Source organism: Pseudomonas sp. ADAK21, assembly GCF_012935735.1.
GTDB lineage: Bacteria > Pseudomonadota > Gammaproteobacteria > Pseudomonadales > Pseudomonadaceae > Aquipseudomonas > Aquipseudomonas proteolytica.
The window spans coordinates 66,353-93,024 of the sequence record NZ_CP052857.1 but is presented as its reverse complement, the minus strand read 5'-3'; the positions used below and the strand labels follow the sequence as shown (position 1 = coordinate 93,024).

The window sequence follows — 26,672 nt, the reverse complement described above, 5'->3', positions numbered from 1 at the left end:
GATTGATCGAACATAAAAAATCCCCGACTGGTTCGGGGATTTTTTTTGCCTGGGATTTCACCTGGCCCTGGGTGTTGTGGGGAAGGGGGCAAGCCAGCGCTGTTAGTCAAATCGATAGATATCCATCCCCAAGGCGCCCAGGGTGAACCCCTGGTGCGCCACACTGAACTGCCCACCCGCGCCGCGTGCGAAGTACAACGGCAGCAAGTGCTCATCGCTGGGATGGCTGCGTACCGCATAAGGCGCTTGCTGGCGGTAGTCGTGCAACGCGGCCTCATCCTGTGTGGACAGTTTGTCGACCACCCAGTCGCGAAATTCCCGCGCCCAGGGCTCAATGCTTTCCGGGCCGGCGCGCCAGTCCAGCTCACCGAGGTTATGGGTAATGCTGCCGGAACCGATCAGTAGAACGCCTTCTGTGCGTAAGCTCGCGAGAGCCTGCCCGATCCGGGTTTGCAGCGCGGGGCCCATATGGCTGGGCAAGGACACCTGCACCACGGGGATATCGGCCGCCGGATACATCAACGACAGCGGCACCCAAGTGCCATGGTCAAAAGGGCGCTGGTTGTCGAGGCGGGCCTGTAGGTCATCGGCGGCGAGCAACTCGACGATCTGCCGCGCGAGTGCCGGGTTGCCGGGCGCTGGATACTGCACCGCAAACAGTTCCCGGGGGAAGCCGCCGAAGTCGTGCCAGGTTTCTGGGGCGGGACTGCTACTGACCAGTAACTCATGGCTTTCCCAGTGCGCGGACATCACCACGATTGCCTTGGGCCGGGACAGGGCGCCAGCCAGTCGCTCAAGGGCCGGCCCGCTGGCGCCGGGTTGCAGGGCCAGCATGGGCGAGCCGTGGGAAATAAACAGGCTGGGGAGCATGGGCGGGGTCCTCAAGGTTAAGATGGGACCATCTTCAATCAGATCATTGATCTAAATCTAATATAAGTTTTAGTGCTATTTGATCGAATTTTCAGGACTACTCATGGACTCCACCTTTTGGCATGACCGCTGGGCAAGCAATCAGATCGGTTTTCACCTGCCCGAGGTCAACCCCTACCTGCTGCGGCACTGGCCGGGCCTCGGGTTGGCCACTCAGGCACGGGTACTGGTGCCGCTGTGTGGCAAAAGCCTGGACCTGATGTGGCTGGTGCAGCAGGGGTATGGGGTGCTGGGTGTGGAGCTCTCGGAAAAGGCCGTCCAAGAGTTCTTCCAGGAGCATTGCCTGGTTGCGCAAGTCAGCCAGCGGGGAAGCTTCAAGGTTTATCAGGCGGGCGCTATCGAGTTGTGGTGCGGCGATTTTTTTGAGTTGAGTCGCGAGGATGCAGCGGGCTGCACGGCCCTCTATGACCGGGCGGCGCTGATTGCCTTGCCGCCGTTGATGCGCGAGCGTTATGCCGCGCATTTGCAGGCCATTACGCCGCAGGTGGATAGAGGCTTGCTGATCAGCCTGGACTATCAGCAGGCCCAGAAAGCAGGCCCGCCATTTGCGGTCAGCGACGATGAGGTCCATAGGCTGCTGGGAGCGCACTGGCGGCTGAGCACCCTGGAGCAGCGGGATATCCTGGCCGAGAGTCCGAAGTTCGCCCAGGCTGGCGTCACGCGGCTGGAGGAGCGGGTTTACCAACTGGCGGGGTGTTAAACCTGTGCCCACAAAAAAAGGGCGATTGAATCGCCCCTTTTTTACTTGCTGGCTGTCAGCCGCGACGACGCAGTGCATCGATCCGCTCTTCCAGCGGCGGGTGGCTCATGAACATCCGCGCCAGGCCTTGCTTGACGCCGCCGTTGATGCCGAAGGCATTCAGGGTGTCAGGCATATGCACCGGCAGGCCCTGTTCGGAGCGCAGGCGTTGCAGGGCGCCGATCATGGCGGCAGTACCGGCCAGTTGGGCACCGGCTTCGTCGGCGCGGAATTCGCGTTTGCGCGAGAACCACATCACGATGGAGCTGGCGAGGAAGCCCAGTACCAGTTCGGCAAAGATGGTCGCCACGTAGTAGGCGATACCCTGGCCGCCTTCGTTCTTGAAAATCACCTTGTCGACAAAGTTACCGATGATCCGCGCGAAGAACATCACAAAGGTGTTCACCACGCCCTGGACCAGTGCCAGGGTCACCATGTCGCCGTTGGCGACGTGGCCGATCTCGTGGGCCAGCACAGCCTTGACTTCGTCGGGCGAGAAACGCTCCAGCAAACCCTGGCTGACGGCAACAAGAGCATCGTTCTTGTTCCAGCCGGTGGCGAAGGCGTTGGCCTCGTAGGCCGGGAAGATCCCGACTTCCGGCATCTTGATCCCGGCTTCGCGGGACAGTTGCTCGACGGTCTGCAGCAGCCATTGCTCATGCCGGGTGCGCGGCTGGGTGATGATCTGGGTGCTGGTGCTCATCTTCGCCATCCACTTGGAGATGAACAGCGAGAAGATCGAGCCGGCAAAACCAAAGACGGCACAGAAAACCAGCAGCTGATTGAGGTTCAGATCAACCCCGTTGGCCGCCATGAACCCGTTGAAGCCGAAAAGGCTCAGGGTGATGCTGGCAATCAGCACGACCGCCAGGTTAGTGGCCAAGAACAGCAGGATGCGCATCATGGTTGTAGAATTCTCCTCATGCTTAATATGTCGCTTACTGCGGGGTATATAAGGTGCGGCACTGGGCTATTCAACCGGGCGACTATTTCAAACTGTGTCCTACAGCGTGAATGTAGAGCCTTGAAGGGAATTTCTGACTCTGGATGCAGCTGGAAATTCCCGTTCGGCAGCCTTTGGGCCCCGTGATTGTTGGGACGTACAGAGTAGAGGGGAAGCGGGGCAGGGCAGAAGGTGTTTCTACGCGAGGCGGGCACAGATGTGTTGCCAGATACTCGCTGTACGACCTGTAGCGGGTCGTACAGCGAAAGCACAGTTACTGGCGATAGGACTTCAGGAAGTTGCCGATGCGCCCGATGGCCATGTCCAGGTCATCCACGCGCGGCAGGGTCACTACGCGGAAGTGATCAGGCCGCGGCCAGTTGAACGCCGTGCCCTGGACCACCAGCAGCTTTTCCGACAGCAGCAGGTCGAGGACGAACTTCTCGTCGTTGTGGATCGGGCACACTTTCGGGTCGATCCGTGGGAAGGCATACAGGGCGCCCATGGGTTTGACGCAACTGACGCCGGGAATGTCGTTGAGCAGCTCCCAGGTACGGTTGCGCTGCTCCAACAGACGGCCAGCGGGCAGCACCAGGTCGTTGATGCTCTGGTAACCCCCCAGTGCCGTCTGGATCGCGTGTTGGCTCGGCACGTTGGCGCACAGGCGCATATTGGCCAGCATATCGATGCCTTCGATATAGCTCTGGGCATTGTGCTTGGGCCCGGAGATGGCGACCCAACCGGAGCGGAAGCCCGCCACCCGGTAGGACTTGGACAGGCCGTTGAAGGTCAGGCACAACAGGTCCGGGGCGAGCGAGGCCGTGCAGATGTGCACCGCGTCGTCATAGAGGATCTTGTCGTAGATCTCGTCGGAGAACACCACCAGGTTGTGCTGGCGCGCCAGTTCCAGCATGCCCAGCAGGACTTCCTTGGAATACACCGCGCCGGTCGGGTTGTTGGGGTTGATGATGACCAGTGCCTTGGTGTTGGGCGTGATCTTGGCCTTGATGTCGGCCAGGTCCGGCCACCAGTTGGCTTGCTCGTCGCACAGGTAATGCACCGGATGGCCACCGGCCAGGGTCACGGCGGCCGTCCACAGCGGGTAGTCCGGCGCGGGCACTAGCACTTCGTCGCCATTGTTGAGCAAGGCTTGCATGGCCATCACGATCAGCTCGGAGACGCCATTGCCCAGGTAGATATCTTCGATACCCACCCCTTCCACCTGCTTCTGCTGGTAATACTGCATCACCGCCTTGCGCGCGCTGAAAAGACCTTTGGAGTCGCTGTAGCCTTGGGCGGTGGGCAGGTTGCGGATCACATCCTGGAGAATTTCATCCGGCGCTTCGAAACCAAAGGGCGCCGGGTTGCCAATGTTCAGCTTGAGGATGCGATGGCCTTCCTCTTCCAGGCGTTTGGCGTGCTTGAGCACTGGGCCGCGAATGTCGTAGCAGACGTTGGCGAGCTTGTTCGATTTGCTGACCTGCATGGCGATGTGATCCCGAAAATGAACGATCCAGACGATGTGAAGACTACCGTGCTGGGAATCCTGCGTGTGGCCTGACCCATAAATACGTTTGAATGCCGATAACGCGGGTGCCAGACTGGCGTTTTGAAGAGGCGCAATCATACGTGCCGCCTGATCCATGGAAAAGACACAGATCAGGCTTTTTCAGTTGTCGAGGTGTATTGATGGAAAAGTTGGATAAGACCCTGGATGAATGGCGGGAAATGCTCGATCCGGCGCAGTACCAGGTGTGCCGCCTCAAGGGCACCGAACGGCCGTTTTCCGGTAAGTACAACGCCACCACCACCGATGGTGTGTATCACTGTATTTGCTGCAATGAGCCGCTGTTCGATTCCAAGACCAAGTTCGATGCCGGTTGTGGCTGGCCCAGTTTTTATGAGCCGATTGCCGACAGCGCGATGATCGAGATTCGCGATGTCAGCCACGGGATGATTCGCACCGAAGTGACCTGTGCCAAGTGCGATGCGCATTTGGGGCACGTGTTCCCTGATGGACCGCTGCCTACTGGCTTGCGTTACTGCATCAACTCGGTGTGCCTGGACCTGGTTCCCCGTTGAAACCCTGCGTTGTGTAGGAGCGGACTTGCCCGCGAAGATCGTTAACGGTGACGCGGGCTGCCTGGGTGAACGCAGCGTCTGGGCGTTTTTCGCGGGCAAGCCCGCTCCTATAAGGGGAGAATGTCGGGATATCGGTTTGGTTAATCATATTGTGTGCAATTGAATTGCTCGCTATGTTTATCTTGTCTTCTTTACTTCTTGAGGCCTTGTCATGAGCGACAACCTGCTGACCATTCCCTGCACCACCATCAAGGGCGAGCAAAAGACCCTGGCGGACTTCGCCGGTAAGGCGATCCTCGTGGTCAACACCGCCAGCAAGTGCGGGTTTACCCCCCAGTACAAAGGCCTTGAGCAGCTCTGGCAGCAGTACAAGGACCTGGGGTTGGTGGTGTTGGGGTTTCCGTGCAACCAGTTCGGCAAGCAGGAGCCGGGCAACGAGGGGGCGATTTCTGAGTTCTGTGAGCTGAACTTCGGTGTCAGTTTCCCGCTGTTCAAGAAGGTCGATGTCAATGGGGGTGAGGCCCATCCGCTGTTTGTGCAGTTGAAGCAGCGTGCGCCAGGCCTGCTGGGTTCCAAGGGCATCAAGTGGAACTTCACCAAGTTCCTGATCGGCCGCGATGGCCAGGTGGTCAAGCGTTTTGCCCCGACCACCAAGCCCCAGGAACTGACCCAAGAGATCGAAGCGTTGCTTAAATGACAGACTTGCCTAGCGTATCCCTGGCCTTGGATGACCAGTTGTGTTTCAAGCTGTACGCCGCCTCCCGGGCGGTGACGCGTGCCTATAAGCCGATGCTTGACCAGTTGGGCCTGACGTATCCGCAATACCTGGTCATGTTAGTGCTGTGGGAATGGCACGCCTGCGCGCCGCACCCGCCGACGGTCAAGGCGCTGGGGGAGCGCTTGTTGCTCGACTCCGGCACTTTGACGCCGCTGCTCAAGCGCCTGGAACAGCTGGCGCTGATCAAACGTCGCCGTAGCGCGGCCGATGAGCGTGAAGTGCACCTCAGTCTTAGCGAAGCAGGCCAGGCGCTGCGTGATCGCGTCCAGCCGCTGAAGGCTCGCCTGTTGTGTGACAGCGGCGTGGACCTGAGCCACGCCGACGCCCTGCGCCAGGGGCTGGACCAGCTGTTGCGGCAAATCAAAGCGTTGTCGTAGTCGGCACCCAGAGCTCGAGCAGGGCGTTGAGTTCTTCGCGGCGAAAGGGCTTGGCCAGGTAGTCGTTCATCCCGGCGGCCCTGCACCGTTCGCGCTCCTCGGCCAGGGCATTGGCGGTCAGTGCGACAATCGGCAGCTCTGGCCAGCGCCCGCTGCGGCGAATCTGCCGGCTTGCCTCGTAGCCGTCCATGACCGGCATGTTGCAGTCCATCAGCACCATATCGAAACGTTGTTCCTCCAACTGTTTCAACGCCTCGCCGCCGTGGGCGGCGACCACTACCTCGCAGCCAAGCTTGCTGAGCATGCCTTTTGCCACCAGTTGATTGACCGGGTTGTCTTCCACCAACAGGATGCGCGCCCGGTGGGCGACCGGGCTGGTTTCCAATTGGGCCAGGTCGAGGACGATTTCACTGTCGGCGCGCAGGGTGCGGTGCAAAACCTGATACAACGCCGCGCGGCTCAGCGGGCGTGCCTGCTGTTGCAGGGGCGCCAGCGCGGCCACTTCCTCGCTGGGCATGAAGCTGCCGTAGGCGGTGACCAGCAGGATCGGTGCGCGGATGCTCGGGCGCAGGCGGAACAGGCATTCGGGGCAGTCGGTGATGAGGACGTCCGGTGCCAGGCCGCTCAAGTCATCGTCGATCGTATAGCTGTGCGGCGTTAGTCCCCAGTGCGGCAGCAGGGTCTGCAGCAGTTCCGCCAAGCCGCTGCTGGCCCCGGTAATGACTGCAACTTCGCCGCTCAACGGCCCGAACCGCACGGCCGGTGTGTGGGCGGGGAGTGGCAGTTCGGCACAGAACTGGCTGCCGAAGCCGGTTTCTGAACTGATGGTCAGCCGGCCTTGCATGGCCTCGCAAAGATTATGGGTCAGGGCCAGGCCCAGGCCAGTCCCGCCGAACTGTCGGGTAATACCCGCACCCGCCTGGGTGAAGGGTTTGAAGATCCGCGCCTGGGCCTCCTGGGCAATGCCGATACCGGTGTCGCACACTTCTATGCGCACGCCATCGGGTTGCGCATTGAGTCGTACATCGACGCGGCCGAAGCGGGTGAACTTCAAGGCATTGGACAGCAGGTTACTGACAATCTGCCGAACCCGGGTCGGATCACCCACGACTTGGGCGGGAAACTGTGGGTCGATCAGGCAGGTCAATTCCACGCTGGGCGCGGCGTTTTGTGACAGCAGGTTGGCGGTGTCTTCCACCAGGGACCCGAGGTCGAAGGGGATGCTCTCCAGTTCCAGTTGCCCGGCATCGAACTTGGACAGGTCGAGAATATCGTTGAGCAACTCTACCAGGACTTTGCCGGAGTCATGGGCAATCGACAGTTGTTGGCGTTGCTCGGCATTCAGCGCGCTGTCCAGGGATAGCGCGATCATGCCCAGCAAGCCATTGAGCGGGGTGCGGATCTCATGGCTCATGTTGGCGAGGAAGGCCGCCCGTGCCTGGGCCATGCCCAGGGCGGTCATTTTCGAGGCCTCCAGTTCTTCGTTGGATTGGCTTAGCCGCTGGTTGATCGCCTTGAGCTCGGTGGTACGCGCCGAAACAATGTCTTCCAACTGGCCAAGGTACTCGGTCAGGCGGTCTTCGGCGTGGCGTCGTTGCTGGATTTCGGTCTCCATATTCTCGAACTGTTGGTTGGCGACGTTGACCAGCACACCGATCTCATCGTGTTCGTGCCCGGGCGGGCAATCCAGGCGGGCCTGGGGTGCACTGCCGGGGCTGCGCGTACTCAGTTCGTGGATGATGCGCACCAATGGCTGGGTCAGCATCACGTAGAACAGGCCCAGGAGGATGCCGGTCAGGATCAGGCTGCGGGCAAAGCCATTGAGCAGGGTGATCTCGGCGCGGCGCAGGAAACGGCTGCCAAATGCGTAGGTATCGACGTCAAGACGCAGCACGCCGAGGGATTCGCCGGGCATATGGGTGAGGTACAGGCGGTCTTCGAACTGGCGGTTGGCGCCGAACAGGAAGTCGCTGATGGGGCGGTAGCGGCTCTCCTTGCGCGGCCGATCAACATCAGCCAGCACCAGGCCATTGTTATCGACCAGTTGCGCCCGGGTAATGGCGGGGGAGTGCAGCAGGCCCAGGGTCAGTTCCTGGGCCAGTTCGGCGTCGATGTTGTAGGCGATGCGTGAGGCCGGGTTGTGACTGATTTCCAGCAACGCATGTATTTCACGGTTGATGGAAGCATCTTCGCTGGCATAATCAATGCCGATTTGGATCAGGCTGAGCAAGGTTCCCAATACGAAACCGACCAGCACAGTCAGTCTGGCTTGTTTATAAGACAAGCGGTGGGCGAACTTGATATCCATTGGGTGCTGAGCCACTTTACGTTTCCCTTCGCCCGGCAAGCATAGCTGAACATCCTCAGCGCCAGCCTTGCCCGGTATGAATCGTTTTTCAGGTGCAACCGTCTGGCAGCTGCGTCAGGGTTGCCAATACGCCATCTTTTACAAAAACTTGCCACAGGAATAGTCATGGATTCTCGATTGAATGCCTTTCTTGAGCGGGCCGATGCGGTGCTTGCTCGTCTGGAACCCCTGTTGCCAGCCCCTCGCGCGGTGATTGACTGGAATCACTGCCTGGCAGCCCGCTGGCAGCGCGAGGGCCGCAGCGGCTTTCTGTTGCCACTGGAAGTCAGCCTGGATATGCGCCTGTCCGACCTGATCGGCGTCGACAAGCAGCGCGAGCAATTGGCGCGCAATACCCAACAGTTTCTCGACGGCCTGCCTGCCAACCATGCGTTGCTCTGGGGCTCGCGTGGTACTGGCAAATCGTCCATGGTCCGCGCGTTGCTGGCCCAGCATGCCAAGGCCGGCTTGCGCTTGATCGAAATCGAGCGTGATCACCTGGCTGACCTGCCGCGTGTGGTCGAACAGCTACTCAAGCTGCCACAGCGTTTTATCCTGTTCTGCGACGACCTGTCGTTTGAGGCTGGCGAAGGCGATTATCGTGTGCTCAAGAGCGTGCTCGACGGCTCGCTGGAGCAGGCCCCGGAAAACGTGTTGCTGTACGCCACCTCGAACCGTCGTCACTTGGTGCCGGAAAACCAGAGCGACAACGACAACTGGAAGCGCGTGGACGGTGAGCTGCATCCCAGTGAGGCAGTGGAAGACAAGATTGCCTTGTCCGACCGTTTTGGCTTGTGGTTGTCGTTCTACCCGTTCACCCAGGAGCATTTCCTGGACGTGGTGGAGCACTGGATCGGTGAGTTGGCGAACAAGGCCGGCTTGCAGTGGCAGCGTGATGAAGCACTCGACATCCTTGCGGTGCGCTGGGCGACGGGCCGTGGCAATCGCAACGGCCGCTGTGCCTACCAATTTGCCCGCTACTGGGTGGGCCTTAAACTGCTGGAGCGCCAGCCATGATCGACTTGCAAGAGGCCGGCAGCGGCCTTGATGGATACGCCATGCTTTGTGCACAGCTGGAATCGCTGCTGGCCGATGAGCGTGACTTTATCGCCAACGCGGCGCAGTTTTCCGCGTTCCTGTACAACCAGCTCGATGACTTGAACTGGGCTGGTTTTTATCTCAACCGTGATGAAGAACTAGTGCTCGGGCCTTTCCAGGGGCAGATCGCCTGCGTGCGGATTCCGTTCGGCCGGGGTGTGTGTGGTGCCGCGGCGGCTTCGCGACAAACCCAGCGGGTGGAAGATGTGCATGCGTTTGCCGGGCACATTGCCTGTGACAGTGCCTCCAACAGTGAACTGGTGGTGCCGTTGATCAAGGATGGGACGTTGATTGGGGTGCTGGATCTGGATAGTCCGAAACTGGCGCGTTTCAGTGCTGAGGATCAGGTGGGGATTGAGCGGCTGGCAGCGATCTTCCTGCGGTTGACTGCCTGCTGAGTAAGCGCCATCCCCTGTGGGAGCAGGCTTGCCTGCGATGGTGCCCGTAAGAGTACATGGGGGGTGTCAGGAACCCCACGTCTTCGTTAGCGACCATCGCCGGCAAGCCGGCTCCTACAGTGGAGCGAGGGTGTCCAGCTGCTCCTGCAGTACGTGCTCAAGGTCGAGCATGGCTTTTTCGATGGCCTTGACCCAGGTCTCGAATTGCGCCAGGTCGGCATCCTCGCCAGCCTGTTCCAGCACCTCACATTGTTCGGCCAATACGCCGGCCTGGGCGATCCTGGCGGCGCCCTTGATCTTGTGGGCCTGGTCGATCAGGCCCTGGCGGGCACCTTGCAGGAGCAATGCCATGAGTTCGTCGCGATCGCGCCGGCTGCTGCTCAACAGTTCTTCCAGCAGACGCTGGCTCAGCAGTGGATCACCGCCGGTAAGGGCGTTCAGGCCGTCGAGGTCAAAGATCCGCGATGGCGCGTATGGGGTGATTTCGGCCAGTTGGCGCTCCAGTGTCGTGAGGCTGATGGGCTTGAACAGGCAGTCATTCATGCCCGCGTCCCGGCAGCGCTGTTTTTCCTCCGGTTGGGCATTGGCGGTGAAGCCCAGAATGACACAGGGCGTGATGCTCTCCCGTCGCTCATGTTCACGGATTGAACGGGTCAGTTCATAACCGTTCATTACCGGCATATTGCAGTCGGCAATGATCAGGTCGAAGTGTTCCTGGCGCCAGGCCTGGAAGCCCGCCGCACCATTGTGGACTGCGGTGAAGCGATGCCCGAGGAAGCCCAGTTGCTGGCACATGAGCAGGCGGTTGGCCGGATGGTCGTCCACCACCAGTACATTCAGCACGGCTGCGGCATCCTGGGCCGCGGGCTTGAGTTCGATCAGCGGGTAGGCAGGAGGCAGGCTGGTCAGTTGCAGCGAGACAAACACCTGGGTGCCCACGCTGGGGACGCTGCTCAGGGCCAGCTCTCCGCCCATCATCTCGCACAAGCTGCGACAGATCACCAGGCCAAGACCGGCGCCGCTCCTGGCCAGGTGCCCGGAATTGTCGGCTTGGGAAAAAGGTTCGAACAGGCGTTGCTGGTCATCCCGGCTGATACCGATACCGGTGTCCTCGACCACCAGTTTCATCTGGATCTGTTGTGGCTGTCCGGTGGCCTGGATATCTACCTTGATCTTCACGTCTCCCTGCTCGGTGAACTTGATGGCGTTGCTCACCAGGTTCGACAGGACCTGTTTGAAGCGCAGTGGATCGATCTGCACGTCACGTTCTTCGACGCCGGGATTGAACTCCAGCAGCAGGTTGAGGTTTTTCTGGCGTGCCAGGCCATCGAACACCCGCACGACGGACTCGATCAGCTCCCGCAGGTCGACGCGCTCCGGCGCCAGGCTCAGGCGGCCCGACTCAATGCGCGCGATGTCGAGGATATCGCCAATCAACTCCAGCAAGTCCTTGGCCGAGTTGTAGGCCACCTCGATCGCCGGACGGTCCAGGTGCCCCTGGTCGGCCCGTTTCAGGGTCAATTCCAGCATGCCGATCACCGCGTTCATGGGCGTGCGGATCTCATGGCTCATGGTCGCCAGGAACGTGCTCTTTGCGCGATTGGCTTCATCTGCGCGGTCCTTGGCGGCGCGCAGGTCATCGAATAATTGGCGACGTTCGCTGATATCGATCCAGCCGCCGATGATGCCCTGCACCTTACCGACCGAATCCCGGTAAGGCAGGATCCAGTGATAGATCGTCAGGTGCTGCCCGCCAATGTCCAGGGAGCGGTCAAGGATCAGTGGCGTGCCTTCGGCCACCACTCGCAGATAGTCGGCATGGTACTGGTTGGCCTGGGCCGCATCCGCCAGGCTGATTTGCATGACACTCTTGCCAATGACCTCTTCGCGCCTGACGCCGAAGACCTGCAGGTAACTGTCATTGCACGTCTGCAGCAAACCATTACGATCGCGCACGTAGATGGGGTGAGGAGTTTCATTGACCAGGGCACGCATGAATTCGTATTGGTCGCTCAAGGCCCGCTCTGCCATCTGCCGGTGCTTGATCTGCCTGCGCATGTAGCCGTTCCAGGCCAGCGAGGTGAGCAGCAGCAGCCCGGCAGCGCTGATGATCTGGATAATCAGGCGGTGGTAGTTGCGCCAATAGCTGTCGGATGCGGCCGTGTAGCCACGCCAGCGGTTGTTGATAACCCCCAGTTCATCCGGCGCGATGCTGAGCAGGGCCTTGTCCAGAATGGAGGCCAGTTCTGTAGCGCTGCGCGACGTTGCCAGGGAAAAAGAGGCCAGTTGCGTACCGATACTTGAACTGATCTGCAATCGGTCCTGAAAGAACTGGGACGAAAGGAAGTAGTTGGCGACCACCAAGGAATTGACGGCCCCATCCACTTGCCCCTGTGCGAGCATTTCCGAGGCCTTGAAAGTATCGTCGGCCTGTACCAGGGTGATCTGTGCAAATTCCCGATGCAGATAATCCACCAGGGGGTTGCCTTGGGTGATAGCCAGTTTTTTTCCTGCCAGTTGCTCAAGGCTGGAAGGGGCGCCGGGCTCCTTGCGTGTGAGCAGGACGTAGGAGTTCTGCAGGTAGGGACGGCTGAAATTGAGCCTGGTTTCACGTTCGCGGGTCGGGCTGATGGCGGCAATGATGTCGGCGCTGCCGTTCTCGACCTGCTCGATCATCTGGTTGACGTTGCGGGTGTGCTGGAACTCCAGGCGCAAGCCCGTGCGCAGGCGGATCAGTTCCAGCAGGTCGGCGGTCATGCCCCGCAATTGGCCGTCTGAATCGACGAACGTCAGTGGCGCGAAGGTTTCGTTGATGACCACTTTCACCACCGGATGGTCCTTGAGCCAGCGTTCTTCACGCCGGCTCAACTGCAGCTTGTGGTCGCTCAACAGGATATCGCTGCCTGCGCTCCAGCGTTTGGCGATGCTTTCGCGCTCGTAGGGCTCGACGCTGGCGAGGACCGCATCGACGATGCCCAGCAGGGTTTGCTGGCCGCGATGTACGGCAAAACTGAAGCCGTAGGCTTCGTGCTTGCCGAAATTGGCCATGCGGATGTTCTTCAGGTAGCCCTTGTTGATCATGTAGTGGGTGGAAATGGTATCGCCGAGAAATACATCGGCCTGGTCGAACGCTACGGCGTTCAGCGCATTCAAGTAAGACGGATAGACCTGGATGATCGCGTTGGGGTACAGCGCTTCGACTTCCTTGAGCGGCAGGTAGTGGTAGACGAGGCTCAGGCGCATGCCCGCCAGCCCCTCGTCGAGCGGGCGGGTTTCTGCGTCACGGGTGACCAGCACTGGCTGGTCGACCGCGTAGGGTGTTGATAGGACAATGTCGGCGTTGTTCGCTTCAAAGCCGTTGGCGCTACCCAGCAAATCGATTTTCCCGTCTTCCAGCGCCTGCATTGCCGCTTCCCGCGACGGGTAGCGCATCACGGTGACGGGCACTGCCAGGGCTTTGGCGAGGATGCCTGCGTAATCGGCAGTAATACCTTCGTAGTCATGCCCGCTGGCGGTGATGTCGAAAGGCGGGTAGTCGGGTATCGAGGTGCCTAGCACCAGTTCGCGCTTGTTTTGTAGCCATTGGCGCTGGCTAGGGTCCAGTTGAACGTCCAACTGAGCGATACCGGCACGGCTGAGCAGAGAGTAGCGTTCTGGAGCGGTTTGAGTGGCTGGCACGGCTGTACTCAAGCACAGCCCGATACTCAAAATGATTAGATAGTCCTTTAAACGCCTTGGCATCCTGTTTCTCACACTAACGCGTTGCGTTTTGCCATCTCGATAAGTTCTACCAAAGACTTGGCTTTGAGTTTTTGCATTAAACGTTTTTTATAAGTGCTGACAGTTTTGTTGCTGAGGAACATGCCTTTGGCAATTTCCTTGTTTGTGCGACCTTGCGCAAAAAGTTGTAAGACCATAAGTTCTCGGTCATTGACTGATTTGAAAAGTATCAATTCTTCGTTTTCGCCCAGTTCGGCGTCTGTGGTATTCAAGGCCTGGCTTGGGAAATAGTTGTAACCTGAAAGTACAGCCCTGATTGCACTTAGCAGTTCGCTTAAGTCACCTTTTTTGCAGACATAACCGTCGGCACCTGAACGCATGCAGCGTGTAGCAAAAAGTGTCGGGGATTGGGCCGTTAGAATCAGGGTTTTCATTGGCGTGCTCATGGCGTTGAACCTGCAAAGGACCTCCAGACCGTCGAGCTTGGGAATACTGATATCAAGTATGATGAGGTCTGGAAGGCATTCGCGGACCATTTGTATCGCGTCGCAACCGTTATCTGTTTCACCGACTACTTTGTAACCTTCATGTTCCAGCAACATTCGGATTGCAAGTCGAATAACCGGATGGTCGTCAATAATAAAAACTGTATTCATGAGGCAATTCCATACTAGTGCAAATTAGCGCGCACATTAGCTCAGAAGGTAGGTCAGGAGCATGAAGGGAAGGCTGAGTAGGTATAAAACAGGAAAAATCCTACGCATAAAAAGGTGTTGGACTACGATGTGCTAAGGCTTTCTTGGTCGTATTGTAAGAGTTTCTTAGGTGGAACGCTTTAAAGTTGTGCGGTGTTATTGATAGGTTGGAGAAGGGCGATATTTCATTTGCAGAAGTGTTTAATGTCCTACGTAGAAATTTGAAAAGTTACCTTGGGAATAACAGAGTGCGGGTGCGGCGGCGTGCTTCAGGTTTGACCCACGGTTTTAGCTCAAGTCCAGGGCCACACTCTTTAGTCCTGGCCGAGCCCTGATTGGCTGATCAACTCGATCCAGGCTTCTTTGTTCAAGGGCTTGGGCAAATACCCAAGCAGACGCAAGTCGCGTTGTATGGCGAGGGTTTTCAGATATTCCAGTTCAACGGCCGGTAGGCTACTTAGCAATACCGCACTTTTGACAAAACCTGCATGGCTGGCGATCTCCACCAGCTCCAAGCCGGTGAGGTCGGGCAGGCATTGATCACATAACATGACATCGAAGGGGGCCTCGGTCGTCCTCATCAACTTGATCGCCTGTTCGGCATTTTCAGCGGGGGTCAGTTGGCTGAAACCGAAACTCTTGAGCAGGCATTGGATGGCCAGGAGTTGGAACGGGTGATCTTCCACCAACAGGATGCGCAATTGTCGTTCTGGCATAGGAAGTTCCGTGGAAGTAGCTGCAGGCGGAAAGTGCAGGCCATTGCCTGTGTTGAATTGCCCAATGAACCAGGCGCTGGGCGATCGTGGGTTGGCGTGAATGTAGGAGCTGATCGCTGGGTTGGATCAGAGAGGAGTGATTATTCATCGGGTGTTGGGGCGAATTCGATCAGGCCGCTCTGGTGCCAGCGTAGGTCGATTCTTCGAGGTAAGTGCCCAGGCAGGAAAGCCTGCCCGGGCCACGGTTCATTGAGGGTGCGAACGCCCAGTCATCTCGCGGGCCATTTCGCTGGCGTAGCTGTCGGTCATGCCGGCGATGAAGTCGATCATGCGCAGGAATGAACGGTGCAGCGACCAATCAGGATGGGGTGCGCTATTACCCAGTAAATCGAGGACGCGTCGATTCTTGAAAGACGGGGTACGTCCGCCATGTTGTTCCAGGGCAGCCCCACAAAAGGTGTTCAGGAGGATCTCCAGGGTGGTGTAGGCGCCGATCTCATGCAGCGTCTTGCGCTTGTCCTGGAAGATTTTCTTGCGCGCCATGTCCTTGGCATTCAGTACACAACGTTTGGCCGGGCCATGCATATGCTCCACCAGGTCGCCTTGCAGGGTCCCGGCCAGCAGCGCCGGCTGTTGTTCGACGAACGCCCGTGCGGCGGCGTTGGTCAGGTGCTCGATCGCCTTGCCACGCAGAATCGCGAGTTTGCGGCGCCGGGAATCCTGGGGCCCCAGTTGCCGGTAGGTTTGCGGCAAGTCATCGCCCACCAGGTTCAACAGCAGTGATTCGACCTCGGCATACTCCAGCAAGTCCATTTCCAGGCCGTCTTCCAGATCGATCAAGGCGTAGCAGATGTCGTCGGCCGCCTCCATCAGGTAGACCAGTGGGTGGCGCGCCCAGCGTTGTTCCTCCAGTTGAGGCAAGCCGAGTTTCTGGGCGATCTGTTCAAGGATCGGCAGCTCGCTCTGGTAGCAGCCGAACTTGTGTTTCTTGTAGCCCAGGGAGTCGGCATGACGGGCGGTCCAGGGGTACTTGAGGTAAGTGCCCAGGGTTGCATAGGTCAGGCGTGTGCCGCCGTCGAACTGGTGGTACTCCAATTGCGTCAGCACGCGGAACCCTTGCGCATTGCCTTCGAAGTTGAGGAAGTCGTTGCGCTCGGCGCCGCTCATGTCATCCAACCAGCCACGGCCTGCCGCCTGCTGGAACCAGTGGCGAATCGCATCTTCGCCAGAATGGCCGAACGGCGGGTTGCCGATGTCATGGGCCAGGCAGGCCGATTGCACCACCATCCCCAGGTCACTGGGGTCGCACCAGTCGGGCAGGGCGCTGCGAATGGTCTCGCCGACGCGCATACCCAGGGAACGCCCCACGCAGCTGACTTCCAGCGAGTGGGTGAGCCGCGTGTGGATATGATCGTTGCTCGTCACCGGATGAACCTGGGTCTTGCGGCCCAAGCGGCGAAAGGCCCCGGAGAAGATGATCCGGTCATGGTCTTTGTGAAACGGGCTGCGGCCCAACTCTTCCGGGCTGTGCAGGGATTTTCCGAGGCGTTCGCGGGTAAGCAGGGTAGGCCAATCCAAGGCGGGGGCTCTCCGTGGGATGAATATCGGGCTCCAGCTTCCCGGTTCGGCGTGCCCGGAGCAAGCGAAAAACTACAGGCCGGCAGCGTCAATATCGATTAACAGCAAGCGCTGACTGTTATCGAAGAATTGTCCTGCTGTCAGGCAGTATTGATTGGTCGTGGCATCGCGGTAGGTGCTGGACAGAATCAAGCGGCGTTCCTCCCAGCCCTCGGCCAGCAGATGATAGAAATAAGGCCGCCATGACCAGTTGTGGCCCAGGTAGCGGCTGTCGGCTTGCCAGGCATCCTGGCGCCATTCGAAGTTTGGCGTCAGTTGGGTGCCGTGGCGATCGCACTGATAAAACCGCAATAACCTGGGAAACCCCGGCAGCCATGGCAGCCGGCTGAGTGGCGCCTGGGCCAGGGCCCAGCCTTGCAGGATCTGCATCAGTTCGATCAGTTGCTGGCGCAGCAGCATGATGCGCCCGCGCTCGGCCAGTTTCTGCTGCACGTAAGCCTGGCGTAGTACGGCGAAACGCGGGACGAATGCATCGGCAGCGAACCAGTCCAGTTGCGCCTGGGCAAACAGGTAGCCCTGGACATAACGTGCCCCGCATTCAAGGGCAAAACTGAGTTGCGCCTCGGTTTCCACGCCTTCGGCAATGATCCAGCAGCCGGTTTTTTCCGCCATTTGCGCCAGGGCGCGCACCACCTCACCGCTCGGGCCGCCCAACGCGGCGGCCTGGAACAGGCGCATATCCAGCTTGAGGATGTCCGGGCGCAAGGCCAGGACCCGATCCAGTTGTGAATACCCGGCACCAAAATCATCAATGGCAATTCGTGCGCCGGCCTCACGGTAGCGGGATACGACTTCTGCCAGGCGCCGGCTATCACCTCCCAGTTCGGTAATCTCAAACACGATGCGCCTTGGATCGACGTCATGGGCTTGCAACTGCTTCAGGCTGGGCAGAGCTTGGCCCGGTCGCAGCAGGGAGATCCAGCGCGGCGAGATATTAAGGCTCAGGAACCAGTCTTCAGGCGCTTCGTGCAGGCGGCTCAGGGCGTTGTCGCGGATCTTGCGGTCCAGGCGCCGCAACGCCGAGGTGGGCGTGCGAGCGTCGGCGAACAACGGGCCGACCGACTGCAGTTGGCCATCTGCCTGCAGCAGGCGGCCCAATGCTTCCACCCCGGCGATGCGGCCGGTAGCGGTGTCGATAAAGGGTTGGAAACAGGCGAGCGGTTGCCCGTCAATCACAGAGCCTCCTTAAAATGCTTGGGCATGAAAAAGGCCCGGCCCCTACAGGGAGGGAACCGGGCCTGATCCGTTTGCAAGAATGCAGCCAGTTACCTCAGGGCTTGCGGGAGGCACCCTGCATGGCCAGCTTGATCAAGGGGATCAGGCCTGCGCCGAGCCGTACCAGGCGGGTCATGGTGCCGATACTGCCACCTTTGGCGCCTTTGCCGGTGAAGAATCCCAGGAGGGTCACCGCCGCGACGCCCCACAGCGGCGCATGCTTGATGCCAAACCCGTCTTGCCAGCTCTGGCCCATGTTGCGCACCTTTTGCAGGGGCAGCAGCAATTGCTGTGACTCGTGGCGAATTTCCTGGCGGTGCATTTCCATGCGCAGGCGGATCAAGGCCTTGCGCATCTCCCGCCGGGAGTTGGTTTGCGGCAGTTCAGTCAGGCTCATGGCAGCAGGCGCTCCCGGTCGTTGGCCAGCTCTTCGAGGGTGGCATGGAAAGGCGTGGATTCATCAAACACCGCCGCCTTCAACCGCAGCCCGCAGAACGCTGCGGCCAGTACGTAGAACACACAAAGGCTGATGATCCCGGTCAGGCGGTAGGTGTCCCAGACGAGGATCATGACCAGCGCCGATAACCCCACCAGCAGCAACAGGGCAAATACCAGCGCCAGGCCGGCAAACAGCAGCAGGCTGACGGTGCGTGCCTTCTGTTCCTGTAACTCGATGCCGAACAGCTCGACATGGCTGTGCAGCAAGCCCAGGACTGCTGCGCCGAGGCGCCGCGATGTGGAGCTTGGGCCCGAGGACGAGCCGGTTTCGCCGATAGACATGATTAGCGCCTTGTAGCCAGCAGGCCGATCAGAAAGCCCACGCCGGCAGCGATGCCAACGGATTGCCACGGGTTGGCCTGGACGTAGTCTTCGGTGGCGGTGACTGCCGCCTTGCCGCGTTCGCGCAGGGAATCTTCGGTCAACTTCAAGGTTTCACGAGCCTGTAGCAGGCTGTCGTGGATCTTTGAACGCAGCTCATCAGCCTGGTCACCGGCGAGAACCGCGGTGTCGTCCAGCAGCTTTTCAGTGTCACTGACCAAGGTCTGGAAATCTTCCATCAGTATCTCTTGAGCAGTCTTTGCCGTTTTTCTGGCCATGGTTATCTCCGTGAGTGGCTGTCTGATGCTTTTGCAAGGTTTTGGTTGAGAGTCGCCGGCATCGGTGAAGGTTCACTGCAATTGTCTGGTACAGCTTTTGCTTTGCCTTGGTGCGCCAGCCGCAAGGCTTGCGCGCAATGTGGGCGGTTTCGGCCAAAGCCTTGAAAAACCTTACCCTAAATCACTAAAACCCGTGGAAAAACCCGCAAGTCACTGCCTTATTCAATCGTCATTGCGCCAAAGCGGCTCATACCCTCTGAGAAGGGTGGGGTGCGCAGTGCCAATTTAGTGCGCGATCATCCGGCAATGACCTGCTTTGGTGCTTTTTCCTGAACTGCAGGCCTGCCAATCCCCATGGAAAATGTGCAAAGCGCGGTGGACACCCTGGTCCACAGCTCCAATACGCTGTTTATTCTGATCGGCGCGGTGATGGTCCTGGCGATGCATGCCGGCTTCGCGTTCCTGGAAGTCGGGACGGTGCGGCAGAAGAACCAAGTCAACGCATTGTCGAAAATCCTCAGTGATTTTGCAGTGTCGACCCTGGCCTATTTCTTTATAGGCTATTGGATCTCCTATGGGGTCAGCTTTATGCAGCCGGCCGCCGTGCTCAGTGCCGACCACGGGTATGGGCTGGTGAAGTTCTTTTTCCTGCTGACCTTCGCGGCCGCCATCCCGGCGATCATCTCCGGCGGCATTGCCGAGCGTGCACGTTTTGTTCCTCAGCTGTGCGCCACGGCGTTGATCGTGGCGTTTATCTACCCGTTTTTCGAGGGCATGGTGTGGAATGGCAACTTCGGTCTGCAAGCCTGGTTGCTGGCGACTTTTGGCGCAGCATTCCATGACTTTGCCGGCTCCGTGGTGGTCCATGCCATGGGCGGCTGGCTGGCGCTGGCGGCGGTGTTGCTGCTGGGCCCGCGCCAGGGCCGTTATCGCGATGGGCGCCTGGTGGCGTTCGCGCCTTCGAGCATTCCGTTCCTGGCGCTGGGCTCGTGGATATTGATCGTCGGCTGGTTCGGCTTCAACGTAATGAGCGCGCAGACCCTGTCCGGGGTGAGCGGCCTGGTGGCGGTCAACTCGCTGATGGCCATGGTCGGTGGTACGGTCGCGGCGCTGGTGATTGGGCGTAACGACCCGGGCTTCTTGCACAATGGTCCGTTGGCCGGGCTGGTGGCGATTTGCGCGGGTTCCGACCTGATGCACCCGGTCGGCGCATTGGTTACCGGTGTGGTGGCCGGTGGCTTGTTCGTCTGGTGCTTTATCGCCGCCCAGGCTCGCTGGAAGATCGATGATGTGCTGGGTGTGTGGCCGCTGCATGGCCTGTGTGGTGTGTGGGGCGGGATTGCCTGCGGGATCTTCGGCCAGAGTGCCTTGGGTGGGCTGGGCGGTGTGAGCCTGATCAGCCAGTTGATCGGTACCGCCCTGGGGGTTGTGGTGGCCCTGGCTGGCGGGTTGTTGGTGTACGGGGTGCTCAAGCGCCTTTGCGGCCTGCGCTTGAGCCAGGAAGAGGAGTACTACGGTGCGGACTTGTCGATCCATAAGATCGGCGCAGTCAGTCAGGATTGATCGGGGCTTCACGGGTGTCGTCCGTGTGCGGGTAGAAACCGTGGAGCAAGCGGTAGCGATTGCGCCGCACCTCGTCGACCCGGTCGCGTACCTGCTGGTCGGGCAGGCCGAGCATGATCATTGCGTGCGACGCGAGCATCAGGCTCGACTCCAGCAGCTCCGGCACCACTTCACTGGCGCCGGCGGCTTTCAGTTCAGTCAACTGGCTGTCGTCGCGGGTGCGCACCAGGATCGGCACTTTATGGTTGATCCGTCGTGCCTCCTTGAGCACTGTCAGGGCCACGTCGCTGTTGTCCACGGCAATCACCACCAGGCGCGCGCGTTCCAGGCCAACGGCGCTGAGCAGGGCGCCGCGCCGGCAATCACCATAATGCACGCTGCTGTCCTCGGTAGCGGCTTCCTGCACGCGCTCGGGGTTATCGTCCAAGGCAATGAACGCCTGTTGTTCACGGCGCAGGAAGCGCCCGATGGATTGACCGACCCGGCCATAGCCGCAGATCACTACATGCCCGCGTAACTCTGCGTTAAGCGCGGTGATAGCTTCCAGTTGCACTTGCTGGTTGGGTTTGCGATGCAGGCGCAGCGCGATAGCGGGGGCAGCCCGCAATAGCAGGGGCGTGAGTAGCATGGAGCAGAAAGTGGCTGCCAGCAGCAGGCTGCTGATTTCGCCTGGCAGCATATTGCTCAGTTGCATCTGTGCCATCAGTGCAAAGCAGAACTCGCCGCCCTGGGCCAGGGCCAGGCCGCTGCGCCAGGCGGTTTCGCTATCGCTGCCGCGCAGCTTGACCAGAGCGGCTACGACGCAGCCCTTGATCAACATCAGCGCCAGGGTCAGCCCGAGGATCTGCAGGCTGTGACTGACGAACAACTGCAGGTCGATCAGCATGCCGATACTGACAAAAAACAGCCCCAGCAGGATGTCGCGAAATGGTCGGATATCGGCTTCGATCTGGTGCCGGTAGTGGCTTTCACCTAGCAGCATCCCCGCCAGGAACGCGCCGAGGGCCGGCGACAGGCCCAGCAAGTGCGTGAGCCAGGCGGTGAGCAAGACGATCACCAGGGCCAGGAGCACGAACAGTTCCGCCGAATGGGAGGCGGCCACTTCGTGGAACAGGCGCGGCAGCAGCCAGCGGCTGGCGAGCAGCAGGCCGAGGAACAACACCACGGTCTTGCCCAGGGTCAGGGGCAGGGCCCAGTACCAGGCCTGCTCGCTGCTGCCGGCAAATACCGGGACCAGGGTCAGCAGCAGCACCGCGACCACATCCTGGAACAACAGCACGCCAATCGCGTTCTGCCCATGGCTGCTGAAAATCTCCCCCAGGCTGGTCAACTCCTTGCTCACAATGGCGGTGGATGACAGTGCCAGCCCGGCCCCCAGCAGCAACGCGGCGACTGGCGACATGCCCATCAGTAGCAGCAAGGCCCCCAGCAATACGCCGCAGCACAACACTTGCAGACTGCCAAGACCAAATACTACCCGACGCAGGGTGAGCATCTTGGACAGGGAAAACTCCAGGCCCAGGGAAAACAGCAGGAACACCACTCCCAGTTCGGCGAGGTCGGGCAGGTCTTCGCTGTCATTGACCCAGTCCAGGGCCGTTGGCCCCACGGCCAGGCCCACGCACAGGTAGCCGAGCACCGGCGGCAGTTGCAGGCGGCGGAACAGTGCAATGACGACCAGGGATGAGGCAAGAATGATCAGCAGGTTGGCAAACACAGACATCTCCGTCGGGGTGTTGCAGGAAAAAAGCCGCGAGAATCGCTGAATCAGTTATAGGCCATGGTGATCTGGATCAGGTCTTTGTCATGACTCGACGAGGTTTTTCGTGGGGCCTAGAATGAGTACCTGTTTCTTATCGGGTCTGTAAGTCATGCCTCCTGAATGCCAGTTGTTCGGCACCCTGGGCTGCCATCTGTGTGAGCTTGCCGAAGCTGAAATCATGCCGTTGGTCGAACACGGGCTGTTGGTCGAGTTGGTGGATATCGCTGATTCGCAAGCGCTGTTCGAAGCCTATGGCCTAAGCATTCCGGTGCTGCGCCGGGTTGATACCGGCGCGGAACTGGGCTGGCCGTTCGACACTGAACAGGTGGTTGCCTTTCTAATCTAGCGCCAACCCATGGCAGGTTGCTGATTATTCGGTTACTGTATGTTTGTACAGCGATTGAGTGAGAGGGAACGCCCGTGGTGAATGTTGAACAATTGAAAAGCAGCGTCAACCGCATGTCCGTCGATATCGTGCGTGATGCTGTGAATGAGCTGCGGCTCGATGGCCTGGTCACGGAAGGCAAGACGCCGTTCAACAAAGTGCATTTCAATACCTGCTTTGCCGAAATCGAAGCGTTGTTCCAGCGCGCCGGTTATCACAAGCAGTTGGACGTGGTGGGATACCAGGGCCTGTTGTATGCGTTGTACGACCCTGGCCGCTGGGAGGCGGTGGACGTACTGCGCTGGCTCAAGGAGTTCACCGAGGCTGCCAGTGCCTCGCCGGTGCTGCGGGCCGAATTGGTCAGGGCTTGAGCTTCTGGGGGATAATGCCCCCTTAGTCTTTCCAGGCCTTGAGCGTACGCATGTCCGATACCGGTTTTTCCGCTGCCCAGAACCAAGCCAGTACGCTGTACCTGCCGCCTGGCCCTTGGGCGACGGTGCTCGATTGCCTGTGCGAGCACTTTCGCGCCATTGGCCGCGAGCAGTGGCTGGACCGTATCGCCCGTGGCCGGGTGCTGGATGGCAATGGCCAGCCCATCGGCGTGGACCTGGCCTACAAGGAAGGTTTGCGCATCCACTACTTTCGCGAAGTGCCGGATGAAAAACCGATTCCGGTGCATGAGACCATCCTGTACGCCGATGAGCATCTGGTGGTGGCCGACAAGCCGCACTTCCTGCCAGTGACCCCTGCCGGCGAGTATGTCGAGCAGACATTGCTGCACCGCCTGATCCGCCGCCTGGACAACCCGTCCCTGGTGCCGTTGCATCGTATTGATCGCCATACCGCCGGGCTGGTGCTGTTCTCTGCCAACCCGCAAAGCCGATCGGCGTATCAACAACTGTTCCCCACCCGGCGGATCGATAAATTCTACGAAGCCATTGCGCCGGCCTTGCCTGCACTGACATTTCCGCTGGTGCACAAGAGCCGCCTAGTGGAGGGTGAACCGTTCTTTCGCATGCAGGAAGGACCTGGTGTGAGCAACACGGAAACCGCGGTGCAGGTTCGCGAAAAAAACGGCGACCTATGGCGTTATGGCCTGTTTCCGGTGACGGGCAAGAAGCATCAACTGCGCGTGCATATGACGGCGTTGGGCGCGAGCATCTGTAATGATCCGTTTTACCCCGAGGTCGTCAAGGATGCCGTGGATGATTATGCCAACCCGCTCAAGTTGCTGGCCCAGGGCGTACGGTTTATCGACCCGGTGACGGGCGAGGAGCGCAGTTTCAGCAGTAGGATCGTGCTTGAGTGGTGATGTTTCCTACACCCCAGATACAACAAAGCCCGCTCAAAAGCGGGCTTCGTCGTATCTGGCGTTAAGACTTACAGGTCTTTAACGGTGCGAACCTGATCCTTGTTGATGCGGGTACGCTTGCCATCCAGTTGTTCGAATTCGTAGAAGCCCGAATCCTGATCGAATTTAGGGGTGTCGACAGCCTGGATTTCGCGACCGTCATTCAGGGTGATCACTGTTGGCGAGGCGCAACCGGCGAGGGTAGCAAGGCCCAGTGCAAGCATGAGAGCGGCGATGGTCCGTTGGGTCATGAGTCTTCTCCGAGAGTAATGCTGTGTTGAGTTCTGACCTTGTGACGTATGCAACGTCGGCAAAGTTCCTTGTATAGCGCTCATTCTGACACGCCGGGGCGTGGGTGCAACAACTCTGGTGTATTGAGGTTGGCCAGGCGCGGGTCATTTTCTGCGCAGTCGAGCGCCTGGGCCCCCAATTTCAGGAGGATCTGACGCGGGCTGCGCTCTGCGGCCCGCCAGGCATCTTCCACTGCGTCGCGCAGGCGCGTCGGTATGACGCAGAGCAGAGGTTCCCAGAATGCGCCATGACGGATCATCACCGGCACCTGTGGGTGTTGGCGGGCGGTTTCGAGCAGGTCTGCCAGCAACTGCCCGTCGATGTGCGGCACATCACAGGGCAATACCAATAGGTGTTCATGGCGCGCGGCGGCCAGCCCGGCACGGATGCCGGCCAAGGGGCCCGGGAAGTCGGGACTGTCGTCGCTAACCAACTGGTCGCCATAGGTGGCGTACTGCGCCTGGTTGCGGTTGCAGGAGATGATCAGGTCGTCGGTCAACGCTCGCACCCGCTGATGCAGGTGGGCAATCAGCGGTTGTCCGTGCCAGTCGAGCAGGCCCTTGTCCAGCCCGCCCATGCGCTGGCCGCGACCGCCGGCCAGCAATAGGATGGAGCAGGGCACGGGCGAAGAATTGAGTGGCATGACGGCTCCGCAGCGGCAGTGAAATAGGGGGCTGTGATATAACATCGGGCTGTTCCTTCGACAACCGGACCGAGCCATGAAAGCCAAGGCTGATGCGCCTTTCGTACCTCTTAACATCGCTGTACTGACCGTCAGCGACACCCGCACCCTGGAAACCGACACCTCCGGGCAGGTATTCGTTGACCGCCTGCTTGCGGCCGGCCATCGCCTGGCCGAACGGGTACTGCTCAAAGATGACCTCTACAAAATCCGTGCGCAAGTGGCGCACTGGATCGCCGAGGACGTGGTGCAAGTGGTGCTGATTACCGGTGGGACCGGCTTCACTGGCCGCGACAGCACCCCGGAAGCTGTCAGTTGCCTGCTGGACAAGCAAGTGGACGGGTTTGGCGAGCTGTTCCGGCAGATTTCGGTCGCCGATATCGGCACTTCCACTGTGCAGTCCCGCGCCTTGGCCGGCCTGGCCAATGGCACCCTGGTGTGCTGCCTGCCGGGTTCCACCAATGCAGTGCGTACCGGTTGGGATGGGATCCTCGCTGAGCAATTGGATGCCCGTCACCGCCCGTGCAATTTCGTGCCGCACCTCAAGCTGGCCGAGCCGTGTGAATCCCGTGGGTAAGCCGGGTAAAACCGGTGCGTTGATGCCGGTAGAAGAAGCACTCGCGCGCCTGTTGAGCATGGCTGAGGCCGCACCAATCCGTGAGCAGGAACACCTGCCATTGGCCGAGTGCGACGGCCGCGTGTTGGCTGAGGCGCTGGTGTCCACCCTCGACCTGCCGCCCTGGCCCAACAGTGCCATGGATGGCTACGCCTTGCGCACGGCCGACTGGAAGGGTGAGCCGCTGGTGGTGAGCCAGCGCATTTTCGCCGGCCAGGCCCCCGAGCCTTTGACGGCGGGAACCTGTGCGCGGATCTTCACCGGTGCCCCGGTACCTGAAGGCGCCGACTGCGTCGAAATGCAGGAAAATGCCGAGGTGCAATCCGATCAGCGCGTGAGCTTTACCCAGGCGCTGCACGTAGGGCAAAACATTCGGCCCAAGGGTCAGGAAACCACGGTCGGCGAAGAAGTCCTGGCAGCCGGTACGCGGCTCGGCCCGATTGAGCTGGGCCTGGCGGCCTCGCTGGGGCGCGATCGCCTGGCGGTGGTGCGGCGCGTGCGTGTGGCAGTGCTGTCCACCGGCGACGAGTTGATCGAACCGGGCCTGCCCCTGGGGCCGGGGCAAATCTACAACAGCAACCGGCGGGTGTTGTGCAGTTGGTTGCAACGCCTGGGTTGCGAGGTAATCGACGCCGGTATCTTGCCCGATGACCTGGAATTGACCCGTAGCCGCCTGGGGGCACTGGGTTCGGTTGACCTGATCATGTCCACCGGTGGTGTTTCGGTGGGGGAAGCCGACTTCCTCGGGATCGCACTACGCGAGGAGGGCGAGCTGGCCTTGTGGAAGCTGGCGATCAAGCCTGGCAAACCCCTGACATTCGGCCACTTCCGTGGGGTGCCGGTGATCGGCCTGCCGGGGAATCCGGCGTCCACCCTGGTCACGTTCGCCCTGCTGGCACGGCCCTACCTGCTGCGCCGCCAAGGTGTCGAAGCGGTGCAGCCCCTGCGTTTCGAGGTCTCGGTTGGGTTCGTCTGGGCCAAACCGGGCAACCGTCGCGAATACCTGCGCGGGCGCCTGGAGCAAGGGCGGGCAGTGATCTACCAGAACCAGAGCTCCGGCGTATTGCGCAGTGCCGCTTGGGCCGAGGGTTTGGTGGAAGTCCTGGAGGGCACCACCCTGGCGATCGGCGACCGGGTGAACTTCATTGCGTTGAGTGAACTGCTGGGCTGAAGAATTAATTTACAGCCCAATGGCTTTTTTCTGACTGCCGAAGGTCAACATCCCTCAGGTACCCTCCAACGATAGGAG

At 60.0% G+C, this 26,672-nt stretch carries 27 protein-coding genes; 12 read left to right on the top strand and 15 right to left on the bottom strand.

The genetic code is table 11. The annotated features are described in order from the left end of the window. Positions 1 to 102: 102 nt before the first annotated feature. Positions 103 to 870 carry a DODA-type extradiol aromatic ring-opening family dioxygenase gene (locus HKK57_RS00410; protein WP_169389611.1) on the bottom strand — a complete coding sequence of 256 codons (768 nt, stop codon included), beginning with the start codon at positions 868 to 870 and terminating at the stop codon, positions 103 to 105. Between the two features lie 103 nt (positions 871 to 973). Here HKK57_RS00410 and HKK57_RS00405 point away from each other — a divergent pair, with 103 nt between their 5' ends. Beyond that, positions 974 to 1,630: a thiopurine S-methyltransferase gene (locus HKK57_RS00405; protein WP_169389610.1), complete on the top strand. Its 657-nt coding sequence runs from the start codon at positions 974 to 976 to the stop codon at positions 1,628 to 1,630. 55 nt (positions 1,631 to 1,685) lie between these two features. Here HKK57_RS00405 and htpX read toward each other — a convergent pair whose 3' ends face one another. Further along, positions 1,686 to 2,573 carry a protease HtpX gene (htpX, locus tag HKK57_RS00400; RefSeq protein WP_029298042.1) on the bottom strand — a complete coding sequence of 296 codons (888 nt, stop codon included), beginning with the start codon at positions 2,571 to 2,573 and terminating at the stop codon, positions 1,686 to 1,688. 313 nt (positions 2,574 to 2,886) lie between these two features. After that, complete coding sequence (locus HKK57_RS00395) at positions 2,887 to 4,098, bottom strand: pyridoxal phosphate-dependent aminotransferase (protein WP_169389609.1); 1,212 nt, start codon at positions 4,096 to 4,098, stop codon at positions 2,887 to 2,889. Between the two features lie 203 nt (positions 4,099 to 4,301). Here HKK57_RS00395 and msrB point away from each other — a divergent pair, with 203 nt between their 5' ends. From msrB to HKK57_RS00380, 3 genes are all read left to right on the top strand, one after another. After that, positions 4,302 to 4,694, top strand: a complete 393-nt coding sequence (gene msrB / locus HKK57_RS00390) for a peptide-methionine (R)-S-oxide reductase MsrB (protein ID WP_169389608.1) — start codon at positions 4,302 to 4,304, stop codon at positions 4,692 to 4,694. Positions 4,695 to 4,905: 211 nt separating this feature from the next. Beyond that, positions 4,906 to 5,391, top strand: a complete 486-nt coding sequence (locus HKK57_RS00385) for a glutathione peroxidase (RefSeq protein ID WP_169389607.1) — start codon at positions 4,906 to 4,908, stop codon at positions 5,389 to 5,391. Then, entirely contained in the window at positions 5,388 to 5,849 is a 462-nt protein-coding gene (locus HKK57_RS00380; protein ID WP_070995459.1) for a MarR family winged helix-turn-helix transcriptional regulator, read from the top strand. The genes HKK57_RS00385 and HKK57_RS00380 overlap by 4 nt, the downstream gene beginning before the upstream one ends. On the opposite strand, the gene HKK57_RS00375 is transcribed toward HKK57_RS00380, so the two are convergent. Beyond that, on the bottom strand, positions 5,833 to 8,157 hold the full coding sequence (locus HKK57_RS00375; RefSeq protein ID WP_169391163.1) for a hybrid sensor histidine kinase/response regulator: 2,325 nt from the start codon (positions 8,155 to 8,157) through the stop codon (positions 5,833 to 5,835). The two genes, HKK57_RS00380 and HKK57_RS00375, sit on opposite strands and share 17 nt — an antisense overlap. A gap of 165 nt (positions 8,158 to 8,322) precedes the next feature. Here HKK57_RS00375 and HKK57_RS00370 point away from each other — a divergent pair, with 165 nt between their 5' ends. Both HKK57_RS00370 and HKK57_RS00365 read left to right on the top strand, forming a co-directional pair. Continuing rightward, positions 8,323 to 9,213, top strand: coding sequence for an ATP-binding protein (locus HKK57_RS00370; protein WP_029298058.1), 891 nt, complete (start codon positions 8,323 to 8,325; stop codon positions 9,211 to 9,213). Continuing rightward, entirely contained in the window at positions 9,210 to 9,692 is a 483-nt protein-coding gene (locus HKK57_RS00365) for a GAF domain-containing protein (RefSeq protein ID WP_092235263.1), read from the top strand. Before HKK57_RS00370 ends, HKK57_RS00365 begins: the two co-directional genes overlap by 4 nt. Positions 9,693 to 9,806: 114 nt before the next feature. Here HKK57_RS00365 and HKK57_RS00360 read toward each other — a convergent pair whose 3' ends face one another. The 8 genes from HKK57_RS00360 to HKK57_RS00325 form a co-directional block, all read right to left on the bottom strand. Beyond that, entirely contained in the window at positions 9,807 to 13,433 is a 3,627-nt protein-coding gene (locus HKK57_RS00360; RefSeq protein WP_169389606.1) for a transporter substrate-binding domain-containing protein, read from the bottom strand. An 8-nt stretch (positions 13,434 to 13,441) separates the two neighbouring features. Then, entirely contained in the window at positions 13,442 to 14,068 is a 627-nt protein-coding gene (locus tag HKK57_RS00355) for a response regulator transcription factor (RefSeq protein ID WP_029298064.1), read from the bottom strand. 353 nt (positions 14,069 to 14,421) lie between these two features. Further along, the gene (locus tag HKK57_RS00350) at positions 14,422 to 14,823 is read right to left on the bottom strand and encodes a response regulator (protein ID WP_029298066.1); all 402 of its coding nucleotides are present in this window, start codon (positions 14,821 to 14,823) and stop codon (positions 14,422 to 14,424) included. A 246-nt stretch (positions 14,824 to 15,069) separates the two neighbouring features. Next, positions 15,070 to 16,401, bottom strand: coding sequence for a deoxyguanosinetriphosphate triphosphohydrolase (locus tag HKK57_RS00345; protein WP_029298069.1), 1,332 nt, complete (start codon positions 16,399 to 16,401; stop codon positions 15,070 to 15,072). Between the two features lie 72 nt (positions 16,402 to 16,473). Beyond that, a complete protein-coding gene (locus tag HKK57_RS00340; RefSeq protein WP_169389605.1) occupies positions 16,474 to 17,637 on the bottom strand; it encodes an EAL domain-containing protein in 1,164 nt (387 codons plus the stop codon). A 94-nt stretch (positions 17,638 to 17,731) separates the two neighbouring features. After that, the gene (locus tag HKK57_RS00335) at positions 17,732 to 18,073 is read right to left on the bottom strand and encodes a hypothetical protein (RefSeq protein WP_029298074.1); all 342 of its coding nucleotides are present in this window, start codon (positions 18,071 to 18,073) and stop codon (positions 17,732 to 17,734) included. After that, positions 18,070 to 18,456, bottom strand: coding sequence for a phage holin family protein (locus tag HKK57_RS00330; protein WP_029298076.1), 387 nt, complete (start codon positions 18,454 to 18,456; stop codon positions 18,070 to 18,072). Before HKK57_RS00330 ends, HKK57_RS00335 begins: the two co-directional genes overlap by 4 nt. Positions 18,457 to 18,458: 2 nt before the next feature. Beyond that, the gene (locus tag HKK57_RS00325) at positions 18,459 to 18,773 is read right to left on the bottom strand and encodes a DUF883 family protein (protein WP_169389604.1); all 315 of its coding nucleotides are present in this window, start codon (positions 18,771 to 18,773) and stop codon (positions 18,459 to 18,461) included. Between the two features lie 354 nt (positions 18,774 to 19,127). Here HKK57_RS00325 and HKK57_RS00320 point away from each other — a divergent pair, with 354 nt between their 5' ends. Further along, complete coding sequence (locus HKK57_RS00320; protein ID WP_029298081.1) at positions 19,128 to 20,336, top strand: ammonium transporter; 1,209 nt, start codon at positions 19,128 to 19,130, stop codon at positions 20,334 to 20,336. Here HKK57_RS00320 and HKK57_RS00315 read toward each other — a convergent pair. Then, a complete protein-coding gene (locus HKK57_RS00315) occupies positions 20,323 to 22,053 on the bottom strand; it encodes a cation:proton antiporter (RefSeq protein ID WP_029298083.1) in 1,731 nt (576 codons plus the stop codon). The two genes, HKK57_RS00320 and HKK57_RS00315, sit on opposite strands and share 14 nt — an antisense overlap. 154 nt (positions 22,054 to 22,207) lie before the next feature. Between HKK57_RS00315 and HKK57_RS00310 the strand changes: the two genes are divergently transcribed. The 3 genes from HKK57_RS00310 to HKK57_RS00300 all read left to right on the top strand — a co-directional run bounded on the left by HKK57_RS00310 (position 22,208) and on the right by HKK57_RS00300 (position 23,795). Next, positions 22,208 to 22,444: a glutaredoxin family protein gene (locus HKK57_RS00310; protein WP_029298085.1), complete on the top strand. Its 237-nt coding sequence runs from the start codon at positions 22,208 to 22,210 to the stop codon at positions 22,442 to 22,444. Positions 22,445 to 22,518: 74 nt separating this feature from the next. Further along, on the top strand, positions 22,519 to 22,854 hold the full coding sequence (locus HKK57_RS00305; RefSeq protein WP_029298086.1) for a hypothetical protein: 336 nt from the start codon (positions 22,519 to 22,521) through the stop codon (positions 22,852 to 22,854). 50 nt (positions 22,855 to 22,904) lie between these two features. Then, positions 22,905 to 23,795, top strand: a complete 891-nt coding sequence (locus HKK57_RS00300; protein WP_169389603.1) for a pseudouridine synthase — start codon at positions 22,905 to 22,907, stop codon at positions 23,793 to 23,795. A 68-nt stretch (positions 23,796 to 23,863) separates the two neighbouring features. Here the strand turns inward: HKK57_RS00300 and HKK57_RS00295 are convergent, their stop codons facing one another. Further along, on the bottom strand, positions 23,864 to 24,085 hold the full coding sequence (locus HKK57_RS00295) for a YgdI/YgdR family lipoprotein (protein WP_029298091.1): 222 nt from the start codon (positions 24,083 to 24,085) through the stop codon (positions 23,864 to 23,866). Between the two features lie 80 nt (positions 24,086 to 24,165). Continuing rightward, positions 24,166 to 24,768 carry a molybdenum cofactor guanylyltransferase MobA gene (gene mobA / locus HKK57_RS00290; protein WP_169389602.1) on the bottom strand — a complete coding sequence of 201 codons (603 nt, stop codon included), beginning with the start codon at positions 24,766 to 24,768 and terminating at the stop codon, positions 24,166 to 24,168. A gap of 76 nt (positions 24,769 to 24,844) precedes the next feature. Here mobA and moaB point away from each other — a divergent pair, with 76 nt between their 5' ends. Together moaB and HKK57_RS00280 are read left to right on the top strand one after the other, a co-directional pair. Continuing rightward, positions 24,845 to 25,384 (top strand): molybdenum cofactor biosynthesis protein B, encoded by a 540-nt coding sequence (moaB, locus tag HKK57_RS00285; RefSeq protein WP_029298095.1) that lies wholly within the window; start codon positions 24,845 to 24,847, stop codon positions 25,382 to 25,384. Beyond that, positions 25,368 to 26,594 (top strand): molybdopterin molybdotransferase MoeA, encoded by a 1,227-nt coding sequence (locus tag HKK57_RS00280; protein ID WP_169389601.1) that lies wholly within the window; start codon positions 25,368 to 25,370, stop codon positions 26,592 to 26,594. Before moaB ends, HKK57_RS00280 begins: the two co-directional genes overlap by 17 nt. Positions 26,595 to 26,672: the final 78 nt, after the last annotated feature.